At 44.6% G+C, this 15919-nt stretch carries 13 protein-coding genes, 3 pseudogenes and 1 other annotated feature; of the genes and pseudogenes, 13 read left to right on the top strand and 3 right to left on the bottom strand.

Going from position 1 to position 15919, the window contains the following annotated elements; all coding sequences use genetic code 11:
- Positions 1 to 2: 2 nt before the first annotated feature.
- From COP04_RS20515 to COP04_RS11930, 12 genes and pseudogenes are all read left to right on the top strand, one after another.
- Positions 3 to 453: pseudogene (locus tag COP04_RS20515) on the top strand (polyprenyl synthetase family protein); the annotation flags it as partial.
- Positions 454 to 972 (top strand): polyprenyl synthetase family protein, encoded by a 519-nt coding sequence (locus tag COP04_RS20510; RefSeq protein WP_100488236.1) that lies wholly within the window; start codon positions 454 to 456, stop codon positions 970 to 972.
- Between the two features lie 754 nt (positions 973 to 1726).
- Positions 1727 to 2350, top strand: a complete 624-nt coding sequence (locus COP04_RS11975; RefSeq protein ID WP_100488235.1) for a CNNM domain-containing protein — start codon at positions 1727 to 1729, stop codon at positions 2348 to 2350.
- Positions 2351 to 2354: 4 nt separating this feature from the next.
- A pseudogene (gene dxs, locus COP04_RS11970) lies at positions 2355 to 3311 on the top strand (1-deoxy-D-xylulose-5-phosphate synthase); the annotation flags it as partial.
- A gap of 60 nt (positions 3312 to 3371) precedes the next feature.
- Positions 3372 to 4384: pseudogene (locus COP04_RS11965) on the top strand (transketolase C-terminal domain-containing protein); the annotation flags it as partial.
- Entirely contained in the window at positions 4381 to 5214 is an 834-nt protein-coding gene (locus COP04_RS11960; RefSeq protein WP_100488233.1) for a TlyA family RNA methyltransferase, read from the top strand. The pseudogene COP04_RS11965 and the gene COP04_RS11960, both read left to right, overlap by 4 nt.
- Positions 5215 to 5324: 110 nt before the next feature.
- Positions 5325 to 7025 carry a DNA repair protein RecN gene (gene recN / locus COP04_RS11955; RefSeq protein ID WP_100488232.1) on the top strand — a complete coding sequence of 567 codons (1701 nt, stop codon included), beginning with the start codon at positions 5325 to 5327 and terminating at the stop codon, positions 7023 to 7025.
- Positions 7026 to 7205: 180 nt separating this feature from the next.
- Positions 7206 to 8480, top strand: a complete 1275-nt coding sequence (spoIVB, locus tag COP04_RS11950) for a SpoIVB peptidase (RefSeq protein ID WP_100488231.1) — start codon at positions 7206 to 7208, stop codon at positions 8478 to 8480.
- Between the two features lie 195 nt (positions 8481 to 8675).
- Positions 8676 to 9482 carry a sporulation transcription factor Spo0A gene (gene spo0A / locus COP04_RS11945; RefSeq protein WP_100488230.1) on the top strand — a complete coding sequence of 269 codons (807 nt, stop codon included), beginning with the start codon at positions 8676 to 8678 and terminating at the stop codon, positions 9480 to 9482.
- A gap of 292 nt (positions 9483 to 9774) precedes the next feature.
- A complete protein-coding gene (locus COP04_RS11940; RefSeq protein WP_239984849.1) occupies positions 9775 to 10044 on the top strand; it encodes a hypothetical protein in 270 nt (89 codons plus the stop codon).
- A gap of 421 nt (positions 10045 to 10465) precedes the next feature.
- The gene (locus COP04_RS11935) at positions 10466 to 11047 is read left to right on the top strand and encodes a GRP family sugar transporter (protein WP_157800280.1); all 582 of its coding nucleotides are present in this window, start codon (positions 10466 to 10468) and stop codon (positions 11045 to 11047) included.
- 51 nt (positions 11048 to 11098) lie between these two features.
- Positions 11099 to 11368: a phosphocarrier protein HPr gene (locus tag COP04_RS11930; protein ID WP_100488228.1), complete on the top strand. Its 270-nt coding sequence runs from the start codon at positions 11099 to 11101 to the stop codon at positions 11366 to 11368.
- 107 nt (positions 11369 to 11475) lie between these two features.
- Here COP04_RS11930 and COP04_RS11925 read toward each other — a convergent pair whose 3' ends face one another.
- Together COP04_RS11925 and COP04_RS11920 are read right to left on the bottom strand one after the other, a co-directional pair.
- The gene (locus COP04_RS11925; RefSeq protein WP_100488227.1) at positions 11476 to 12156 is read right to left on the bottom strand and encodes an LrgB family protein; all 681 of its coding nucleotides are present in this window, start codon (positions 12154 to 12156) and stop codon (positions 11476 to 11478) included.
- Between the two features lie 3 nt (positions 12157 to 12159).
- Entirely contained in the window at positions 12160 to 12537 is a 378-nt protein-coding gene (locus COP04_RS11920; RefSeq protein WP_157800279.1) for a CidA/LrgA family protein, read from the bottom strand.
- A gap of 116 nt (positions 12538 to 12653) precedes the next feature.
- On the opposite strand from COP04_RS11920, the gene COP04_RS11915 reads away from it, so the two are divergent.
- A complete protein-coding gene (locus COP04_RS11915; protein ID WP_100489659.1) occupies positions 12654 to 13580 on the top strand; it encodes a LysR family transcriptional regulator in 927 nt (308 codons plus the stop codon).
- 322 nt (positions 13581 to 13902) lie between these two features.
- Here the strand turns inward: COP04_RS11915 and COP04_RS11910 are convergent, their stop codons facing one another.
- Positions 13903 to 14136, bottom strand: a complete 234-nt coding sequence (locus COP04_RS11910) for a hypothetical protein (RefSeq protein WP_100488225.1) — start codon at positions 14134 to 14136, stop codon at positions 13903 to 13905.
- Between the two features lie 949 nt (positions 14137 to 15085).
- Positions 15086 to 15919, top strand: a sequence feature (16S ribosomal RNA rRNA prediction is too short).

The following is a 15919-nucleotide window of genomic DNA, read 5'->3' as shown; positions in this document are numbered from 1 at the left end:
ATATGGCTTCAAGGAAAGCATGGATCGAAAAACAGCTTCCTGTTTTTCTGGAACAGGCATCCGTTCCCGAAAAACTTAAGGAATCCATGATTTATTCCTTAATGGCCGGCGGAAAACGGCTTCGTCCGATTTTGCTTTTTGCAGCGCTCGAAACGCTTGGTGAAAAAGAAGAAAAAGGGCTTGCCACAGCGATCAGTCTTGAAATGATACATACATATTCTCTCATTCATGATGATCTTCCTGCAATGGATAACGATGAACTCAGGCGCGGGAAACCGACGAATCACGTTATTTTTGGCGAGGCTACCGCAATGCTCGCGGGTGACGGTCTATTGACGAGCGCATTTCAGATTATCGCTTCGGATCATCTGCTGAGCGGTGAGTGTAGAAACAGATTAATTGGGCTTCTTGCCAGTGCTGCAGGGCCTGAAGGCATGGTCGGGGGTCAGGAAGATGGAGGCGGANGCTTCGGATCATCTGCTGAGCGGTGAGTGTAGAAACAGATTAATTGGGCTTCTTGCCAGTGCTGCAGGGCCTGAAGGCATGGTCGGGGGTCAGGAAGATGATCTGGAGGCGGAAGAAAGAGTTCTTTCACTTGAAGAATTGGTGTCCGTGCACCACCGGAAGACCGGGAGACTGATCAGATTTCCTGTTGAGGCTGCCGCACTGATTGCAGACGCATCTGAGCAGGAGAAGCAATCTCTGACAAGCTATGCGGATCATCTGGGGCTTGCGTTTCAGATTGGTGATGATGTCCTGGATATTGCAGGAAACGAAAAAGACCTCGGGAAAACAGTCGGCAGTGATCTCGTCAATCATAAAAATACTTACGTCAGCCTGCTTACATTGAACGGTGCCAGAGAAGAGCTTGCCGAACAAGTCACACGTGCGAAAAACTGCCTCATGGAAGCTGGATTTGAAAAAGGAATCCTGGCAGAGATTGCAGACTATCTCCTGAGCAGGACTTCTTAAAGTGATTCCATTTAATAATTATTTGAGTAACTGCTGAAATTGTGATAGAATATCACGTGTATCTCATGCAGGTGGTGCAGTATTCTAGTCGCTCCACTTTATTTGAAGACGGGGCTAAAAATCCGTCAAAGGGCACATCGATGAAGTTCCTGGTGCTGGCTTAAGGCGCCCAGCTTTGGGCTCGTGCTGGGAGTAAAGGGCGTAGGGCGATCCGCAACGGCATGTGGGCGAAGACCCTGCGTTCGTGGAGACACGTACGTTGTTTGCTTTTAGCATAATAACTGAGTGGAAAACCTGTTTGTAAGTACTTTAATGAGGAAAAGCGAACAGCGTAGCCTGCCTTGAGTGGAAAAGAGGGGATAGAGACACGTAACCTTTGGCTGCTTGGCCGGCGTCATAGGCGTGTGCTTTCTTGAAATCAATTCTGCAAAAGAGGCTAGAATAAAGTTCAAGAGTGCCAGAGGAAAACTCCTAGACTGTCTGCGCTCAAGTGCAGCGTCTGAAAAGGATTATAGTGCGGTCTGAGTGGCGTTCCAGTTCGGCGTTCGGGCGACTCCGTCGGTCAGGCTTTAAAGGGAAACTGCCCGTATGGCAACATCGGGTAGCCTGACGGGAAAACCTACTGGACCTAAGCCGCAATGTTTACTTTTTGGGCGACCTCCTGCTTTACATAATCTGCATCTTATAGGAATATGGTTAATATAAGGATGTGAAAGCCCGTTTTCAGGTCATGTGCGTGAAAACCGGATGATTCATGAAAAATGAACTAAAAAAATCTTTAAAGTGGGCACTGCCCTTAGCCGTTATCACGCTCGTGCTGGCGGCTATTTTTTCAATTATATCGACTGCGGTGCTGAACAATGCCGGAGTCATTTCGGGGATAGCAGTTGTGCTTGTTATTATTACAATTGCCCTTTTTTTTGATATAATTGGCGTGGCCTCGACTGCATCAAATGAAGCTCCATTCCATTCCATGGCTTCAAAGGGGATGAGAGGAGCCAGATATGCAGTCTGGCTGACAAAGAATGCCGATCGTGTGAATACCTTCTGTACGGATGTCATTGGCGATATCAGTGCCATTATCAGCGGGACCGCGGCATCGGTAGTCGTTGTCGAATTGATGGCAATTATTGCATCGCATGAGGGAGGAGCCGTCGAATACATGCTGTCAGTGATTGTGACATGCCTGGTGGCGGCAACTACAGTCTTTGTCAAAGCACTTGGGAAAACCTATGCAATAAAGAACTCAACGAAAATTATTTACAGAGCCGGTTGTGTTATTTATTTTGCAGAATGCCATCTTCATCTTCCTATCCTCAGTATCCTTGATAAAAAAGGGAATAAGGTAAAAATACAAAAAAGGAAAAAGGGGGAGTGAGCCAATGGATGTTACTTCAATTAAAAACCCAAAATTTCTGAAGAAACTGTCCATCGCACAGATGAACGATCTGGCTGCGGACATTCGGCACTTTTTGATTAATAAGCTTTCAAAAACCGGTGGACATCTCGCACCGAATCTGGGTGTTGTTGAACTGACGCTTGCGTTGCACAAGGTATTCAACAGTCCGGTTGATAAACTGATCTGGGATGTTGGGCATCAATCCTATGTTCACAAAATATTGACTGGCAGAGGAGCCCAGTTTGATACGCTCCGCCAATATCAGGGGCTATGTGGCTTTCCAAAAAGAAGCGAAAGTGAACATGATATTTGGGAAACCGGACACAGTTCAACCTCTCTGTCCGCGGCACTTGGAATGGCTGTTGCCAGAGATCTGAAAAAAGAAAAATTTGAAGTTATAGCAATCATTGGTGATGGTGCCCTGACCGGCGGAATGGCTCTTGAAGCTCTTAATAATATTGGTCAGTTGAAAAAAGACATGATCATTGTTTTAAATGACAACGAAATGTCGATTGCCCCGAATGTTGGAGCTATGCATAATATGCTGGATCGGATCCGTTCTGCGGAGAAGTATAATCGCGCTAAAGAAGATATAGAGTACCTGATGAAGAAGATACCTGCTTTCGGAGGCAGGCTGGCTTCTGTTGCAGAACGCGTGAAAGACAGGCTCAAATACATGCTGGTCTCCGGGGTCTTTTTCGAAGAACTGGGGATTACTTATCAGGGTCCGGTTGACGGTCACAATATTGGTGCATTAATTGAAAATTTAAAGCTTGCGCGCAAACGCAGAGGTCCCGTCCTGATTCATGTTTTGACTCAAAAGGGAAAGGGTTATAAACCCGCTGAAATGGACTCTATCGGTACATGGCACGGTACCGGTCCTTACAAAATTGAATCTGGAGCTTTTATTAAGCCGTTAACGAGCGCACCTTCTTACAGCAAAGTGGTTAACGATTCTTTGCAGGAACTCGCGAGAAAAACGGATCGTTNTACAAAATTGAATCTGGAGCTTTTATTAAGCCGTTAACGAGCGCACCTTCTTACAGCAAAGTGGTTAACGATTCTTTGCAGGAACTCGCGAGAAAAGACAAACGGATCGTTGTGATCACTCCGGCTATGGTTGTCGGGTCAAAGCTGGAAGGCTTTGCACAGGAATTCCCGGACCGCCTGTTTGATGTGGGCATTGCTGAACAGCATGCTGCAACGTTTGCTGCCGGGCTTGCCACGCAAAACATGAAGCCTGTTCTTTCAATTTATTCTACGTTCATGCAACGTGCTTATGACCAAATTGTTCATGATGTTTGCCGGCAGAACCTCAATGTAACAATCGCCGTTGATCGGGCGGGGCTGGTCGGTGCTGACGGGGAAACACATCAAGGTGTGTTTGATATTAGTTTCCTGCGAGCGCTGCCGAATATTACCATAATGATGGGCAAAGATGAAAATGAACTAAGAAACATGATTTACACTGCTGTCAATTACAATCATGGTCCGATTGCTGTCCGCTATCCAAGAGGCAATGGAATCGGTGTAAACATGGACAAAGAGCCGGTTCGGATTCCGATTGGAAAATGGGAAATCCTTCGCGAAGGCAGTGATGCAGTGATTCTTTCCTTTGGTCCTATGATTAAAGTGGCCATGGAAGCAGCGAAAGTGATGCAGTCGGATGGTATCCATGTTTCGGTAATCAATGCGCGTTTTCTCAAGCCGCTGGATGCTGATTTGCTCAAGAAGCTGGCCGCCCGTAAAATGCCGATGCTGACGCTTGAAGAGGGTGTACTTGCCGGAGGATTCGGCTCAAGCGTGCTTGAATTCTACTCAGCTTGCGGCATTCAGAACCAGATGATTGAATTAATGGGTATTCCCGACCGCTTTGTGGAACATGGAAGTGTTAAGGAGTTGCTGCAGGAACTTGGCCTGACGAGCGATCATGTCTGTGCGCGGCTCCAGCAAATGCTGAAAAAATCGAAAACAGGAGACAGTGCCAGACTCCAGAGGATGACCTTGCCATGAAAGATAAGGAACGCGTGGATGTCCTTCTTGTTCGAGATGGCTTATTTGAGTCGCGTGAAAAAGCACAGCGGGCCGTAATGGCAGGCGTCGTTTACATGGGTGATCAGCGCGTTGACAAACCGGGAAGCAAAATCGACAGCGGCGCCCACCTCTCAGTGAGAGGGCACACACTTCCCTATGTGGGACGCGGAGGGCTTAAATTGGAGAAGGCGCTGAAAGTTTTTCCTATCGACGTCAGCGGCAGATTGATGCTTGACATTGGCGCATCGACGGGAGGGTTTACCGATTGTGCCCTACAGAATGGTGCTGAAAAAGTGTATGCGCTTGATGTCGGTTATAACCAGCTTGCCTGGAAGCTGCGCAATGATCCGCGTGTTATCGTCATGGAAAAAACAAATTTCCGTTATTGCACAGAAGATGACTTTCAAGATGGCAAACCCGATTTTGCGACGATTGATGTCTCGTTTATCTCGCTGAAAAAGATCCTTCCTGCGTTGATAAACATTATTGTTCCCGGCAGTGATATCGTTGCTTTGATTAAGCCGCAGTTTGAAGCCGGAAGAAATGAGGTTGGTAAGAAAGGGATTGTCCGCGATTCCGGAGTCCACCGACTGGTCCTTCAGGATATTCTTGGATTTGCAAGAGAAACCGGGTTCAGACTTTGCGGCCTTGATTTTTCACCCATTACGGGTGGTGATGGCAATATCGAATTTCTTGCCTGGCTCAAAGCGGAAAGCAGACGGGTCGAAACTGAAACTGCCGAGACAGTTGAAACGGTTGTTGCACGGGCACATCAGGCTTTGGATAAAAATAAACAGACCTTGGAATGAGGGAGCATGAAACATGCGCTCTCTTTTTTTACTCTGAAATATTGACGAAACATCGATAACGGAAGAAAATAGATACAGAACCTACGTTCGTTTTTGAAGGGGGCATTTCCATGCTGCTGGAGCTTCAAGTTGTGAACTTTGCAATTATTGAAAAACTCAGGGTTTCGTTTGAAAACGGCTTGACCGTGTTTACTGGTGAAACAGGGGCGGGAAAATCAATTATCATTGACGCCATTGGCCTGCTTGCCGGTGGCCGCGGTTCCATCGAGTATGTCCGTCATGGGACAAATAAAGCGGAGATCGAAGGGCTGTTTGAAATTGACGGGCAACACGAAGTTATTCCGATCCTTGATGCACTGGGCATTGATAAAAATGACAATATGATTATTCTGAGAAGAGAAATTTCAGCCAGGGGGAAAAGTATCTGCAGAGTCAATGGAAAGCTTGTGACATTGAACGCACTTCAGAAAATCGGCCACAGGCTCATCGATATTCATGGACAGCATGAACATCAGCTTCTTTTGGATCCTGAGCGCCATTTACCATTAATCGATCTGTTTGGAGGAAGCGATCTTGCCAAACTGAAGTATGAGTACAGTACGGAGTATGAAAAGACCGCAGATCTTGCGAAGCAGTGTGAGCGATTTAATAAAAATGAGAAGCAAATTGTGCAGCGGATTGATCTTTTGAAGTATCAGATCAAGGAAATCAATGACGCGAAGCTTCATGAAGGCGAGGATGACAAACTGTATGAAGAGAAACGCCGGCTTGTGAATTTTGAAAAAGTGTTCCAGGCATTAAAGTTAGGCTATGAAGCGCTGGACGGAGAAAGTAGAGGTCTTGACTGGCTTAGAAGTGCTTCTGGCAGTCTCGAATCAGTACAGGATCTGGACAACGACCTGAAAGGATATGCTGAATCCATCTCTAATTGTTATTATATTTTGGAGGAACAATCGTCCTCAATGAGAGGTTATCTGGAACAAATGGAGTACGACCCTGAGCGGCTGGACGAAATTGAGATGAGGTTGAATGAGATCCATCTCCTGAAGAGAAAATATGGAACAGATATTAAAGAAATTCTTGATTATTGCGAGAAAATCAAAAAAGAATATGATGATCTTACCCATCGGGACGAACGATATGATGAACTGAATCAGGCATTTCACGACCATATGGATTACTTGCGAAAAAAGGCGCTGGCTGTATCAGGCGTGCGCAAGAAAACGGTGATTCAATTAAATCAGGCCATCAATCATGAACTGAAGGACCTCTATATGGAACAGGCACAGTTTGAGGCGCGGCTTAATCAGCAAGATGATCTGGAATCCTTTAGAAATTATCATCCGGATGGTATTGACAATGCTGAATTCTTTATCGCTACAAATCCCGGCGAACCCTTAAAACCGCTGGTCAAGATCGCTTCCGGCGGTGAACTTTCTCGCATAATGCTGGCGATAAAGTCGAATTTCAGGCAGGTCATGGGTGTGACTTCCATCATTTTTGACGAAGTCGACACCGGGGTCAGCGGCCGTGTGGCACAAGCCATGGCTGAAAAGATTTTTAACTTGTCAAAGTCATCCCAGGTTTTCTGCATCACACACTTACCTCAGGTTGCTGCAATGGCTGATCATCATCTATATATTTCAAAACAGGTCACGGAAAACCAGAGAACAGTCACATCCGTCAAAAAACTTGACGAAGAGGAAAAGATCAGGGAAATCGGTCGAATGATTTCCGGCACAAAGATCACAGATCTTACCCGCCGTCACGCTCGTGAGCTTCGCAAAATGGCAGAGAAAGTAAAAATATGAGGCCTTTTTCGATCATTACCCTCGGAGTGCTTTTTTATCGAACAATTTTTCCCGTTTGGAACAGCTATCCTTTAATGGGAGAAATCCTTTACTTGTCTCACTCATAATTCTTCCCGGCTCAGGCAATTTTAATTAATGCACCGCGAGATAAATGCGGGACTGGAGCGAGGAGAGTGAGTTATGAGAAAGAGAAAGAAAACATTCAGGGTATTGATCAGTTTGATTCTTCTCGGCTTTATTGTCGCTTCAGGCTGCCTGGGGACCGGATGGACCATTGATCGTGTAGCAAGGGCAATTAATGACACTGGGACAGGAAAACTGAACATTCATTCACGACTGGCAGCCGGTTCACCGATTGCAATGGAAATTCGAAAGATGAAAGCATTTTCCATCCAGAAGAGCGCAAAAGCGCAAAATGTTTCATACTTAAAAAGTGCGGAAACTTTTCCAGCTTCCCGAGACGGGCAGGAAATTCGTCTAATACCGGGGGGGCAGTCGATCGGTGTCAGGATCAGTACAAAGGGTGTATTGGTTGTCGGTTATCATCTCGTGGATGGCCCAGAGGGTCAATTATCGCCGGGTGAGAGTGCCGGCATAAAAATCGGCGATGTGATCACAAAGATAAATGGCAGACCAGTCATGACAATAGCCGATGTCCGCAGCCGTGTTGTTAATATGTCAAAGAGTGAAACGCTGACTGTAAGTGTACTTCGGAGAAAAGCTTCACTTCAAAAGAAATTAGTACCTGTAAAAGGAGCGGAAAGTCCGTATGAATTGGGACTTTATATCCGAGACTCTGCATCCGGTATCGGAACAATGACTTTTTATGATCCTGAAACATCCTCTTATGGCGCACTTGGACATGTTATATCAGACCGGGATACTGGACAGCCGATTTTAGTTAAGACCGGACATATATTCAACTCGACGGTTCAGGCGATTGATAAAGGGACAGAGGGTAAACCAGGTGAAAAAATTGCCTTTTTTGCTGAAAATGCAATGACGATCGGAAGCGTTGAAAAAAATACGGCGTTTGGCATTTACGGACATCTTAAAGAACGATCGGCGCTCAGAAGTGAAGAATGGGGGAAAGGATTACCTGCTGCATCGTCTGATCAGGTCAAAGAAGGGCCTGCTCAAATTCTGACTGTGTTGGATGGAAATCATATTCAGGCCTTCGATATCAGAATTTTGAATTCCGTTCCGCAGAAATATCCAGCTACTAAGGGCTTGGTCATCAAAATCACTGATCCGCGGCTACTTAAAGCAACAGGTGGTATTATTCAGGGGATGAGCGGGAGTCCAATCATTCAGAATGGGAAACTGGTCGGGGCAGTCACACATGTCTTTGTCAACGATCCGACATGCGGTTATGGTGTTCATATCGAATGGATGCTTCGCGAAGCGGGCATTGTTCGCCCAAGTGACGGCCGGCTGCTAGAAACAGTCAGCTGAATGGAGAAAATAGAAATATTCTCCGACAAAACCCTAAAAAGAAATAGGATAATTTGTCGAAAACAGCTGAAAATGAAAGAATTTAGGCACAAAAACGAGAAAAAAGCAAAGCGATTCAAAGATTCTGAAAAAGGAATACCCTCCTCATTGTCGAAAAGATAAACTGTAGAACTTTTCGTGAGGGGGATTTTTATTTTGCAAAGAATAAAAGTGGGTTTAACGGATGACAACCAAGAATTGATTTTTTTGATCTCAGAGTATCTAAAGACACAGGATGACATTGAAGTCGTGGCAACAGCAAAGAATGGGCAAGAATGCCTGGACATGTTAAAGAAAGTAAAACCTGACGTGTTATTGCTGGATATTATTATGCCACATCTCGATGGACTGGGTGTACTAAGGCAAATACGAAAAAGTGATCAGCTGGCGAAGCCTAAAATTATTATGCTTACTGCCTTTGGACAGGAAGATGTAACGAAGAAGGCGGTTGAATTGGGTGCTTCATACTTTATTCTCAAGCCTTTTGACATGGAAAATCTGGCCAATCAAATTCGCCAAGTGATGGGCGAACGCGAAACGGATGCCGTAATATCAAACAGAGCCGGAGTTATACCGTCGCAGCAGGACAGCAACCATGATCTCAACGCGAGCATTACGGAAATTATTCATGAGATTGGTGTCCCGGCGCATATTAAGGGATACATGTATTTGCGGGAAGCCATTTCGATGGTTTATCACAATATAGAATTACTCGGATCAATCACTAAAGTGCTTTATCCGGATATAGCAAAAAAATTTAAAACGACACCGAGCCGCGTTGAGCGGGCAATTCGCCACGCGATCGAAGTAGCATGGAGTCGAGGCAACGTCGAATCGATCTCCTCACTTTTCGGCTACACGGTATCCATGTCTAAAGCGAAACCTACGAATTCGGAATTCATCGCCATGGTCGCCGACAAACTTCGTATTGAAAACCGCGCGGAAGAAACGATGATACATTGAACTTTGACCTAAGTGTATTTTTCCCAGAAAGAAAGGCTGCCTGAGCCGGTTTGTGGTACGAAAAACGATTCTGGTTCTGGATTTATTAACTTATCCTTATCCCTCTTATTGTTTGTACAGACAGTAAGAGGGACTTTTTTCAACGATAAATTTCTGAAAGCAGGAAGGGGTATAGATCAAAACCGAATTTTTAGCAAAAGTGATCATATTGATTACCCTTGACTATGATTAGTTATAATATTAATTCAGTAAGATGCGGCTACATTGTTCAGAACGGAAAGGGTGGCGCAAGATGAACAGACAAAATGATCGAAAATCGATGTTGGAGAAAATATTGCGCAAAAAAGAAAATAAACCTTTGGATCATCACTTGGAAGAACTAGAAGGGGCATTCAAGAACTTGAGTGAAGAAGATAAGAAAAGGTTGATGGACAGCGGCCCTGAAGAAGTAGCGCGGCAATGGGAAGAACTTTATAAACTGCCTATTCAGCAGAGTAAAAATTTGTTGAACGATCTTTTCTTCCGGCGTTCCAGTCAAAAAAGCGAAGACCATAGAGAATGAAAAACAGTTGTTATGAGGCCGACTTCAGAACTGGAATCGGTCTCTTTTAATACGGGTGGTGAAAAATTAAAAGTGAACGGAACCTTAACTTGAAAAAGATAGTCCTGTTTCTTGAAGAATGTTTAAAAAGTTCATAAAGCAAGGATCGGTACCTTTCTGACTTTTTTTCGGAACTGTCATTTTTAAAAGAAAAAATTTGTGCTGTTAAAGCAATGTGAGAAAATTACTAATATATACAAGTCGGTTTGGGAGGATCTGCCATTCACTAAGCCAGCCAGGCTAAATGAATGTTTTTTTTTTGACAAATTCCTGCATATTTTTCAGAAATTGCGGCAACTTATCTACAAGCTGATCGTGTAGATATATTGGAGGGTGTGCACGCTTTGTCCGGCATCCTGATCGCACCGATCGCGGTTCTATTGTGGGGCACACTCCCGCTTGTGAGCACGAAAATGGGCTGGACACTCATCACCAGGGCTTTGGCATGACGATCGGAGCAATTTCAATTGGCTCTCTTTTATTGTGTCATCGAATTTTAGCAGTAAAGTGGATCATCGTAGGTTTTATCTCAGGCCTTTTCTGGCAGTCAAAAGTTCCATCAATTCAGCGCAATGAAAACGATTGGCATCTCGAAACAATGTCAATATCAACAGGTATGCAGCTCACCGGTGTGCATCGCTGTTCGGCTGGTTTTGGTACACTTATTCTGATTGTGGCCGGCGTACTTTTTACTTCGCGGGAAGAGAAGATGCGCGGCGAAAGCCGCAGCTCTGGCAAGATGGTGAAAGGAATTGGCCTGGTTGTTGGTCTGCACACTGATCGCCATCGACGGAATACTTTTGGAACTCGCAAAACGCCGATTGCAGATTTTTTTGGTAGCGTTCTTATTTTTTTTACTTTTTCCATGACATGCGGGAAAAGGAATGATAAAATAAAAATAAGGTTTTGCGGAATGTTGTCACAAAAAGGTGTAAACGGTTATTCTGTTGGCCTTTTTTTGTGACTGCATCCTGTTCAATTTTATATTAAGAAAATGAATGGAGCGAGTAAACAAATGGAAAAAACTTATGTCGTCACTGATGAAACTGGTATTCATGCCCGTCCGGCTACGGTACTGGTAAGCGAAGCCAGCAAATTCGAATCAAATATCAATATTGAATACAACGGCAAAAAAGCAAATCTGAAGAGCATCATGGGCGTCATGGCTCTCGGGATCATGCAGGGTGCCGAATTCAAAATTATTGCTGATGGATCTGATGCTGATGAAGCTTCAGCGGCTATTGATAAGGTTATCAATGCACAGGGAATCGGCAAAGAAAAGTAATTCTGTTTTATTGAAAATAGGGTTCAAAAAAGAGACAAGCCCGAAGGAGTATCCTTCAATGGCCTGTCTCTTTTTCGTTCAAATTAATTTCTTGGAAATGAATCTTGTTAAAGAATGAGTGGAGTCAGCAGGGGTGCAAAAACAAGTGTGAATATTGCTGCAATAACCATTGCCAAGCTTGCCGCAGCTCCTTCTTCGCTCCCAAATTCCAGAGCTTTGGATGTTCCCGCTCCGTGTGCCCCCATACCAAGCAGCAGGCCCCGAGCCAACTTTTCCTTTATGTGAAGATATTTGATCACCATGGGACCAAGAATCAATCCGGTAATACCCGTGACAATGACAAAGATAGCCGTCATTGTCGGCATTCCGCCGATATCAAAGGAAACGGCCATGGCAATCGGGGTTGTAATGGACCTTGGCAACAGGCTTAAAAGGTAACTGTTGTTCAGGTGGACGAGATGGCTGAAGATACCTGAACTGACTAGGGCGACTGTCACACCGGTTGCCATGCTTACAAAAATGACTTTTAAGTACTTTCTCATCACTTTTCTAAATTTGTACAGTGGGACTGCAAAACCGACGACTGCGGGCTGAAACAGGTTGCTTAACCAGCGGCCGCCGTTGTCATAATCCGTGTAGTCAATGTGGAACCCGAGAAGAAGCGATGACAGGATACAGGGAGCCACTAAAAGTGGCGAGAGAAATGCAAACCGGAGTTTCCGGTATAATTTCTTCGACAAACAGTAAACAGCTACGGTCAGTAAAATACAGCCGGCAGTAAGAAACATTGTTTAGATCTCTCCTTTTTTTCTGCTGAGTTTATGGATATAAAACTGAGCAACGACACCGGTCACAATCATAACAGTGACGGTGCTTAAAATAATAACGATCAGGAATTGTGAACCATGCCTAAGTATCTGATCTTTATATTGAATTATTGCGATAGCAGAAGGAATAAAGAAGAGCAGCATTTCAGACATTAAAAAACTTGCACCGCATTCGACAGCCGATAGTTTCAATAGATTGAAATGCAGCAGGGCAAGGACGATAAAGAGGCCGACGATACTTCCTGAGACGGGAAGACGGAGCCAGTTTACAATTATATTGCCCAGCGTAGAAAATAAATAAAGAATGGCAACCTGAACGATTGTCAGCAATATTTTTATCAAAATGTCACGACACTTTCCAAAAAACATTTTGTGTGACTTATATCACACGAAAATTATACAAAACATAAAATTGCGGGTACAATAGATTAATAGAATGCACAATATGCCCATTGGCTATGGAAGGTGATCATACGGATATAAAACACTTGCATTATTTTTTGGAAGTGGCAATTAGAAAAAGTTTTACAAAAGCGGCACATCATCTTTACGTCACTCAGCCAACAATTAGCAAAATGGTCAAGGACATTGAGGATGAATTAGGAATGACCTTGCTCGATCGTTCAGGTAAGGAAATCGAACTGACTGACGCAGGCAGGATTGTATTTGAACAATCGAGGAAAATCGTTCAGTCGTTTGATCATTTGTCTGATGAATTAACAGATCTGACAAATGCACGAAGAGGGAAACTGACGATCGGATTGCCGCCTATGATCGGCGTGCACTTTTTCCCAGAAATTTTGGGTAAATTGCGCTCTGATTACCCGGGGATTGATCTGCATATTGTCGAATACGGCGCAAAAAAAGTTGCAGACTGTGTGTCTGAAGGTTCACTGGAAATTGGTGTCACTGTCGGCCCGTTTGATCAGAGAACGATGGACTCTTTTTCTTTCTTTAATGATCCACTCTGTCTGGCTGTCCATAAATCAAATCCGCTTTCCTCAAAAAAGAGCGCAAAACTTCAGGATCTTAAATCGGAATCTTTTATTCTTTTTCCAGAAGAATTTGCACTGCGCGGAATGATTATTAAAAGTTGTGAGCATTTCGGTTTTCAGCCGCGAATTGTTTTCGAGAGCTCTCAATGGGATTTTATGGTTAAATTAGTGTCTGAAAATTTCGGTATTACCTTACTTCCTATGAGTATTGTGAGGAAGGCAAGTGTTCCATCTATTGTCCTCATCCCGCTCAATGACGAGTCACTTTCGTGGCGCTTATCAATGATATGGAAAAAAAATCATTACTTATCGTTTGCAGCTAGGACCTGGATATCGGAAACGGAAAAAGAGCTTAGGAGATTGGAAGAAAAATCGTTGATTGACCATTAATAAACGATTTCGATTAAAACTGCATCTCAAAAGTAGATTGCAACATTAAATGCAACACTTCATAGCGGATCTGGTGAACCAATTGGGGGGATAGCATAGAATTTTCAGCGGGAGTTTATCCAACCCCGTCTTCAAGTTCTGAACCAGCGGCTGAATACCGGTAAATGGATTGCCCTTTCTTGAAATCTGTCAGGTCCTGTTGTATCTGTTGTTCGTACCACTTTTACAGGAGGCATAGGGGTGCATAAAGTAAACGGAGATTCCTTCTTCCCAAAATGTCCCTAGCTCACTGAATCCGGGACCATTATTGGTGGTAATACTTTTAATTAAAGGCGGTTAAGAGATGCCCTGCATAGGGAACAATGATCGCCTTCGAGGCGCACTGCTCTGAGGGCGCATTCTTCCCCGGCATTCTGACGACGGGCTTCCTGTGTTCGATTAACGTGAGAAGCACTTCATACTTACTTTTTTTCCCAATCACGGTATCGATTTCCCGGTGTCCAAATTCTTCGCGTGTCTCGATGTCTGGATCGCGCTGTTCAATGCTCCTCCCCAAAACACCCGATTCTTTCCAGCTATTTTTTAGTGGACCTCCTTACTCTTATCGTTAAGTTCAAGTTGATTACAGATAATTTCCCTTGTCGATCAAGTTGCAGAGGGTTTTGGCACAGGGAACGTTCTCCTTTTCGAAATTTTGGATGCGTTCGTACATAATTGACAACCGCATCTGGTCGCCAGTAATCTTCCAGTATCTTCTGCTCTGTAAAATTGAAGAAAGGACTAGTTCTTCATTGCACAAGAAGGGGCTCCGCAATGCAATGCCGCTGGTTTTCCTGATACGTGCGCCCACGTCTGGAAAATACTTTGTGAATTTTTTTCGAGTGGCATCTATTTGAGGAAACAGGGTCTCGCTTGGGTTCTCTAGAAAAGGCACTGGCGTGATTTTCCATTTTCCGAGTGATCCCGCATATCGAACTAGGGTCCGGTAAGCGAACAATCGGCATCTTTAAGATGTTTAAATGCACGAACCTTTGTCTGGATTGTTTTTGAGCCATAGTGATGACCTTCGTAATCTAGCCGACATTAATTTTACACGGTCTCATTAGGGTTTTTCTATTATCCTTTACTGTTGCATTTCATTTTACAATGAACCGTCCCAAAAAAAGTGAATTGTTTTTTAAAAAAACGATTGACAGAGTAAAAAAAGATTGGTATATTATTTTAGTCGCTGTTAGCAACAATTAAATTTTTGTTGACAGATAACGACAACATGGTTATAATGTATTTAGGTTGTCACGTTTAGATGGTTGACTTTTTATATGTTGTTTGCTAATATATAAAAGTTGTCTTTCTTACGATGATAGTCTACCGAATGTTCCTTGAAAACTGAACAAAAGCCAAGCGTGATTTAAAGGGTGAAACCCTTAAGTCAATTCAAAATTTTTGCTGAGGATCGACAGAACGAAAAAGAAATAAGCGGAAGCTTCGGCTTCCTGAAAGAGTATTTTTTGGAGAGTTTGATCCTGGCTCAGGACGAACGCTGGCGGCGTGCCTAATACATGCAAGTCGAGCGCACGGAAGGGGGCTTGCCCCCGGAAGTGAGCGGCGGATGGGTGAGTAACACGTGGGCAACCTGCCTGTAAGACGGGGATAACTCCGGGAAACGGGAGCTAATACCGGGTAACACGCTGCACCGCATGGTGCAGGGTTGAAAGATGGTTTCGGCCATCGCTTACAGATGGGCCCGCGGTGCATTAGTTAGTTGGCGGGGCAACGGCCCACCAAGACCGCGATGCATAGCCGACCTGAGAGGGTGATCGGCCACATTGGGACTGAGACACGGCCCAAACTCCTACGGGAGGCAGCAGTAGGGAATCTTCCACAATGGACGAAAGTCTGATGGAGCAACGCCGCGTGAGCGAAGAAGGTTTTCGGATCGTAAAGCTCTGTTGCCGGAGAAGAATGAGTGAGAGAGGAAATGCTCTTGCAGTGACGGTATCCGGCCAGAAAGCCACGGCTAACTACGTGCCAGCAGCCGCGGTAATACGTAGGTGGCAAGCGTTGTCCGGAATTATTGGGCGTAAAGCGCGCGCAGGCGGCTTCCTAAGTCTGATGTGAAATCTTGCGGCTCAACCGCAAGCGGCCATTGGAAACTGGGGAGCTTGAGTACAGAAGAGGAGAGTAGAATTCCACGTGTAGCGGTGAAATGCGTAGAGATGTGGAGGAATACCGGTGGCGAAGGCGGCTCTCTGGTCTGTTACTGACGCTGAGGTGCGAAAGCGTGGGGAGCAAACAGGATTAGATACCCTGGTAGTCCACGCTGTAAACGATGAATGCTA

It is taken from the genome of Sporolactobacillus pectinivorans, from assembly GCF_002802965.1.
Classification (GTDB): domain Bacteria; phylum Bacillota; class Bacilli; order Bacillales; family Sporolactobacillaceae; genus Sporolactobacillus; species Sporolactobacillus pectinivorans.
This window is presented reverse-complemented; position numbering and strand designations above follow the sequence as displayed.